Annotated in this window: 7 protein-coding genes; all 7 read right to left on the minus strand. The window is 72.5% G+C overall.

All coding sequences use genetic code 11. The features are described from left to right. Positions 1 to 492: shikimate kinase (locus AC1DP0_RS15250; protein WP_478085596.1), on the minus strand; the 492-nt coding region annotated here is incomplete at its 3' end. Next, positions 486 to 1,706, minus strand: a complete 1,221-nt coding sequence (gene aroC, locus AC1DP0_RS15255) for a chorismate synthase (RefSeq protein ID WP_478085599.1) — start codon at positions 1,704 to 1,706, stop codon at positions 486 to 488. The genes AC1DP0_RS15250 and aroC, both read right to left, overlap by 7 nt. Positions 1,707 to 1,793: 87 nt before the next feature. After that, entirely contained in the window at positions 1,794 to 2,495 is a 702-nt protein-coding gene (locus tag AC1DP0_RS15260; protein ID WP_478085602.1) for a prepilin peptidase, read from the minus strand. 8 nt (positions 2,496 to 2,503) lie between these two features. Beyond that, positions 2,504 to 3,412, minus strand: coding sequence for a shikimate dehydrogenase (locus tag AC1DP0_RS15265; protein ID WP_478085605.1), 909 nt, complete (start codon positions 3,410 to 3,412; stop codon positions 2,504 to 2,506). Continuing rightward, complete coding sequence (gene mltG, locus AC1DP0_RS15270; protein WP_478085607.1) at positions 3,382 to 4,659, minus strand: endolytic transglycosylase MltG; 1,278 nt, start codon at positions 4,657 to 4,659, stop codon at positions 3,382 to 3,384. The genes AC1DP0_RS15265 and mltG overlap by 31 nt, the downstream gene beginning before the upstream one ends. Beyond that, a complete protein-coding gene (gene ruvX, locus AC1DP0_RS15275; protein ID WP_478085609.1) occupies positions 4,656 to 5,162 on the minus strand; it encodes a Holliday junction resolvase RuvX in 507 nt (168 codons plus the stop codon). Before ruvX ends, mltG begins: the two co-directional genes overlap by 4 nt. A 1-nt stretch (position 5,163) precedes the next feature. Then, positions 5,164 to 6,967 (minus strand): alanine--tRNA ligase-related protein (locus AC1DP0_RS15280; protein ID WP_478085614.1); only part of this gene is annotated, 1,804 nt, incomplete at its 5' end.

The raw sequence follows: 6,967 nt of genomic DNA on the forward strand, positions 1-6,967 counted from the left end.
GACGACCTCGTCGGGCGTGCGCCCCGCGGTGTCGACGCGCACGGTCGCCACGCGCTCGTAGGTGGGGCGCCGGTCGTTCATCATCCGCACCCACGATGCACGCGGGTTGACCGACAGCAGCGGACGGGAGCGGTCGAAGCCGATGCGCCGGCTCGCGTCGGCGATGGCCACGTCGAGGAAGACGACCGCGTGGCCGGCGAGGGCGGCCTCGGTCAGGGGGTCCATGACGGCTCCCCCGCCGAGCGAGACGACGCCCGGCTCCTGCGCGAGCGCGCGGGCCACCTCGGCCCGCTCCAGGTCGCGGAAGACGGACTCGCCGTCGTCCACGAAGATGTCCGAGATCGAGCGACCCTGCCCCGCCTCGATCGCGGCATCCACGTCGTGGAACGCCACCCCCAGACGTGTCGCGAGGGCCCTGCCGACCGTGGTCTTGCCGGCGCCGGGCGGTCCGACGACGACGGCCACCGGACGGCTGACAGCCTCGTTCACCACGTGCGGAGCCCCTTCCGGGTGCCGTCGAGGTATGCCGTGCGGTTGCGTGCCGTCTCCGCGACGGAGTCGCCGCCGAACTTCTCGAGGCACGACGCGGCGAGCACGAGCGCCACCATCGCCTCGGCGACGACGCCGGCGGCCGGCACGGCGCAGACGTCCGAGCGCTGGTGGATGGCCGTCGCCGCCTCGCCGGTCGCGACGTCGACCGTCGACAGTGCGCGAGGCACGGTGCTGATCGGCTTCATGGCAGCCCGGACGCGGAGCACCTGGCCCGTCGACATGCCGCCCTCGGTGCCTCCTGCCCGGCCGGTGCGGCGGGTGATGACGCCGTCGACGAGCTCCATCTCGTCGTGCGCCTCGGAGCCGCGGCGGCGGGCGGTCTCGAAGCCGTCGCCGACCTCGACACCCTTGATCGCCTGGATGCTCATCAGGGCCTGGGCCAGCTGGCCGTCGAGCTTGCGGTCCCAGTGCACGTGCGAGCCGAGGCCCGGCGGCAGGCCGTAGGCGAGCACCTCGACGACGCCGCCGAGGGTGTCGCCGTCCTTGCGGGCCGCATCGACCTCGGCCACCATCGCGGCCGAGCCCGCGGAGTCGAACGCGCGCACGGGGTCGGCGTCGAGGCGCTCGACGTCGTCGGGGGTGGGGAGGGCGGCGCCCGGGGGCACGACGGCGGTGCCGATGGCAACGGTGTGCGAGACGAGACGGATGCCGTAGGCCTGCTCGAGGAAGCGGGCCGCGATCTCGCCGAGGGCGACGCGGGCCGCGGTCTCGCGGGCTGACGCCCGCTCGAGCACCGGGCGTGCGTCCTCGTGCCCGTACTTCTGCATGCCGACGAGGTCGGCGTGGCCGGGCCGCGGACGGGTCAGCGGCTTGTTGCGCGCGACCTCCTTCTCCGCGTTGACGTCGTCCGACGCGGCATACGCCTCGTCGCTGACCGCCTCGGGGCTCATCACGGTGGTCCACTTCGGCCATTCGCTGTTGCCGATGCGCACCGCGATGGGCGAACCCAGGGTCAGCCCGTGGCGCAGACCGCCGAGGAACTCGACGTCGTCCTGCTCGAACTTCATCCGCGCGCCGCGGCCGTAGCCCAGGCGCCGGCGGGACAGGGCGGCCTGCAGGTCCTTCGCGCCGACCTCGACCCCCGCGGGGAGGCCCTCGATCATGGCGACGAGTGCGGGCCCGTGCGACTCACCGGCCGTCAACCAACGCAACATGCCCCGATCCTCCCACGCGGTCCGACACCGCCCCCGACCCGCCCGCTCCGCGGGACCGCTGGTGTCGGTCGGGGCAGGCGGTCTGGCTCAGAGCAGCGGGCCCACCTGCACGACGAGGGAGATGAGCAGTCCGAGCAGCATCCACGGCCCGAAGGCGATGTCGTCCTTGCGCGAGCCTCGGCGCAGGGCGAGGCGCACGAGCCCGTAGAGCCCCGCGAGGATGAACGCGGCATACGACGCGACGAGCGTCGTCGAGACACTGACGTAGCCCGTCGCCAGACCGACCAGCCCGGCGAGGGTGACGTCGCCGAAGCCGAAGCCACTGCCCAGCAGAGCCGCCACGAGCGCCAGCACGAAGTAGATGAGCCACAGCACGGCGCCGGCGATCGCCGCCCTGCGCAGCGCCGCCCAGTCGCCCGAGGCGAGCGACGCCAGGGCGAGCTGTGCCACGAGCAGCGGGTAGGCCGGCCGCGTCAGTCCTCGTGGCAGGCGGTGCACGTCCGCGTCGATCCACGTCAGGGCCACGGCCACGAACGCGAACGCGAGGTAGGCCGGGCTCAACGCCCACTCGGACAGGGGCCCGAAGCGCCATGCCAGCAACGCCCAGAGCAGCGCCAGCGCGACCGGCACGATCCGCGGCGACACCCGCGGGAGCGGCCCGCACTCGTCGTCGAGGCGGTAGTCGCCCGTCGCGAGCCGGCGCCGAAGCACCTCGCCGACGAGCCCGCCTGCGACGGCGAGCAGCCCGACGAACCACCAGGGCGCCCCCGATGCCCCGGACCACGTCATCGGCGCGATCACCGGTCGTCGGAGGCGTCGGTGCCCGAGGCGTGGCCCGCCCGGAGGGCCGACCGCAGAGCCTGCGACATCGCGTCCAGCGGAGCCGGCTGACCGGTCATGAGGCGCACCTGCTCGGCAGCCTGGTGCAGGAGCATGTCGGTGCCCTCCGCCATGCTCCAACCGCGCTGGCGGGCAGCCCGCTGCAGGGGCGTCACGCCCGACCCGTAGACCACGTCGAGGACGACGGGTCGACGCACGCGACCCGCCGCGCCGGGAAAGGTGTGAAGCCCGGGCACCGACGCGGGCGGCACCGTGCTGATGACCGCATCGACATCGGCGGCGGCGGACCAGTCCCCCATGCCGACGACGTGCGCGGTCATGCCGGCCGCCTCGACGTGCGCGAGCGTCTCGGGACGCACCCGCTCGCGGACCATGAACACGATCGTGGTGCGTGGCCCGGTCAGGGCTGCGACCACAGAACGGGCGGTGGCGCCGGACCCGACGACCAGCACGCTCGAGGGGTCGGCGCAACCGGCCAGCCGCAGGGCCATCGTGATGCCGTGGACGTCGGTGTTGTGCGCGCTCCAGCCGGCTGCGGCGTCGACGTCGCGGACGAGCGTGTTCGCTGCGCCCGTCGCCGCGGCGATGTCGCTCACCGCGGCGGCCGCCCGTAGCCCGACCTCCTTGAGCGGCATGGTCAGCGACAGCCCGAGCCACGTCTCGTCGAGCCCGGCGAAGGCGTCGGCGAACCCGCCCTCGTCGACCTCACGCCGGTCGTAGGACCAGTCGCCCAGACCGAGGGCCGCATAAGCCGCACGGTGCAGCACGGGCGAGAGCGAGTGCCTGATCGGACTGCCCCACACCGCACAGTGCCGGGCGCCGCCGCGCCCCTCGCTCAGCACTTGCCCTTGTTGTCGGTGCACCACTTCTGGAACTGCGCCACGTTGCGCTGGTGCTCCTCGTAGGTCGCGGCGAACTTCGTCTCACCGGTGTCGAGGTTGACGGTCACGAAGTAGAGCCATGGGCCGCCGACCGGGTTGGCAGCGGCGCGGAGCGCGCTCTCCCCCGGGTTGGAGATGGGGCCCGGTGGCAGTCCGGGCACACGACGCGTGTTGTAGGGGCTCTTGCTGTCGAGCATGGCCTGGGTGGGCACGCCACGTTTCTTGAAGATGTAGTTCACCGTCGAGTCGAACCCGAGAGACATCTTGGCCCCCAGCCGGTTCTCCACGACGCGGGCGACCTTCGCGCGGTCGGCCTCGTTTTTGGCCTCCCCCTCGATGAGGCTCGCGACCGTGACGACGCGCTCCATGCGGTCGGGTGAGAGGCCGAGTGCGTCCAGCCGCCTCGTCGACTCGGCGACCATCTGCTTGAGCTGCTCGAGGGCCGTCGAGGTGGAGCCGAACTCGTAGCTGGCCGGGAAGAGGTAGCCCTCGATGTTCCCCTTGGCCGACGGCGGCAGCCCGAGCTGGTCGACCTGCTTGGCTGCCTCGACGTACTTGGCGACGGGGATACCGGAGGCCGCCGACAGCTTGGCGTAGATCTCGCTCGCCCAGAGCCCCTCGGGGATGACGACCCGGGTGATCAGGCGGTTCTTGGGGTCGACGAGGAGCGCGAGGGCGTCGGCCGCCGTCATCTGCTTCTTCATCGTGTAGATGCCCGGCTGGATGCTCGCGCTCCTGGGGTCGTCGGCGGCGGCGTCGACGAACGCCTTGCTCGACTTGACGACGTCCTTGTCGGCGAGGGCCTGGGCGATTGCCGTGCCGTTGGATCCCGCGTCGATGGTCACGCGGACCTCTCCGGTGCCGGGGCCCGGGTAGTCGTTGGAGGCGAGGAACCCCTCGACGACGGGGCGCAGGACCTTGTACGCGACTCCGACGCCACCACCGAGGACGGCGAGGGCGAGGACGATGACCACGAGGCGACGCAGAACGGAAGGTTTGCCACGCGGCACGTCCCCGGCTGCCGCTCGGTCGGCACGACGGCCCCTGCGGCGGCGGCCGGCGAGCTCCTGCGCACGGATGTCGCCCCGGCTCGAGGAAGGGGCGGCCGTCGTGCCCTCGGCCGGGCCGTGGGTGGAGTCCGAGCCGTCGACGCCGTGGTCGATGCCCTCGTGGCCCTCGTGGTCGATGTCGTCGTGGTCGCCGAAGATGGATGCTGCGAGATGGTCCTTCATCGACGACGTTCCTTCTTCCGTTTGCCCCCTGGCGTGACGGTTTCTCCGGGCGGACGGCCCGACAGCGACTCCGTGTCGAGAGCCGACTGCAGGATGAGCACCGCAGCGGCCTGGTCCACGACGGCCCGTTGTCCCCGACCAGGAACACCGCTGTCGCGTAGTCTGCGATGCGCGTCCACGGTGGTCAAGCGTTCGTCGACCATCCGCACCCCTACCGTACCCAGTCGCGCTGCGAGACGACCGGCGTAGTCGCGGGCGATGCGGGCGGCCTCACCCTCCTCGCCGGACAGCAACCGCGGCAACCCCACGACGACCTCGATCGCTGCGAGCTCGTCCACGAGCGCGACGATCGCTGCGACGTCGCTGTCGGCCTCGAGGTCACGGGGCAGGGTGCGCACCGGGTGGGCGAAGACCCCTGAGGCGTCCGACGCCGCGACGCCGACGCGGGCGTTGCCCACGTCGACGCCGACGCGTGCCCCGGTTCGGGAGTGAGGGTCGGTCAAGTCAGGCGCCCCGGCTGTGCAGCTGGTCCTCGACGGTGCCGAGCGCGGACGACACGCGCGTCGGGTCGGTGCCACCACCCTGGGCCAGGTCGTCCTTGCCGCCGCCCCCGCCGCCCAGTGCCTGGGCCGCGACCTTGACGAACGCACCGGCCTTGAGACCCACCTCCCGCGCACGCTCGTTCGTCGCGACGATCACGACCGGGCGGCCGCCGGACACGGCTGCCATGGAGACGAGCACCGGACGGTCGTTGCCGAGGCGGCCACGGACGTCGGTGACGAGCTTGCGCAGGTCGTCGCCCGTCACACCGTCACCCGCGTCGTGGCTGACGAAGGTCACGCCGTTGATGTCGCGCGCGGACTGGACGAGACCGGCGGCTGCACCGAGCACCTGGCTCTGCCGCACGGCCGCGATCTCCTTCTCCGCGTCGCGCAGACGACCGAGGATCGTCGCGATGCGGTCGGGCAGCTCGTCCCGGCGCACCCCGAGGGTGTCGGTCAGCTGGCTGACGATGGTGGCCTCGCGCGCGAGGTGGGAGTACGCGTCGGCGCCCACCAGCGCCTCGACGCGTCGCACGCCCGAGCCGATCGAGCTCTCACCCAGCAGCTTGACGACGCCGATCTGACCGACGCGGGGCGTGTGGGTGCCGACGCACAGCTCGCGCGACCACTCACCGATGGAGACGACGCGCACGCGCTCGCCGTACTTCTCGCCGAAGAGCGCCATGGCGCCGAGCTTCCTGGCTGCGTCGATGGCCATGATGTCGGCCGTCACGGGCAGGTCGTCGAGGAGCACGGCGTTGATCCGCCCCTCGATCTCGGCCATCGCCGCCGCGGGGACGGCCTGCAACGACTTGAAGTCGAAGCGGAGCCGGCCCGGGGAGTTCTCCGATCCCGCCTGCGTCGCCGTGTCGCCGAGCTCGTCGCGCAGTGCCTGGTGGACCATGTGCGTCGCGGTGTGCGCGCGGGAGATCGAGCGGCGGCGCGTGACGTCGACCTCGGCCTCGGCGTCGTCACCGACACCCGCCTCGCCCTCGAGCACCGTCGCGCGGTGCACGACGAGGCCGGTGATGGGGCGTTGGACGTCGGTGACCTCGAGCAGCGCACCGTTCGCGAGGCGGATGCGGCCGTGGTCGGCCTGCTGGCCGCCGGACTCCGCGTAGAGCGGCGTGCGGTCGAGGACGAGCTCGATCTCGTCACCCGGACCCACCCGGTCGACGACGACACCGTCCCGGATCAGGCCGCGGATGCGGGTGTCGGTCTCGATCTGGTCGTAGCCGGTGAACTCGACGTCGCGCCCGAGGGTGTCGGACAGCTGCCGGTAGACGCTCGTGTCGCCGTGCGCCGACCTCTTCGCCCGGGCGTCGGCCTTGGCGCGGTCCCGCTGCTCGCCCATGAGCCTGCGGAACCCGGGCTCGTCGACCTGCAGGCCCTGCTCCGCGGCCATCTCGAGGGTCAGGTCGATCGGGAAGCCGTACGTGTCGTGCAGGGCGAACGCCTCGGCGCCGCCGAGCGTCGACGCACCGGACGACTTGGCCCGCGCCACCGCGGTGTCGAGGATCGTCGTGCCCGAGCTGAGAGTGCGCCGGAACGCCTCCTCCTCGGCATACGCGACCTGGCTGATCCGGCTGAAGTCGGTCTCGAGCTCGGGGTAGGACGCCTTCATCCGCTCCATGCTGACCGGCAGCAGGTGGTCGAGGGCGGGCGCGTCGACGCCGAGCAGGCGCATCGAGCGCACCGCGCGGCGCAGGAGGCGGCGCAGCACGTAGCCGCGGCCCTCGTTGCCCGGAGTGACACCGTCGCCGATG

The sequence above is a fragment of the Terrabacter sp. P5_B1 genome (genome assembly GCF_056400505.1).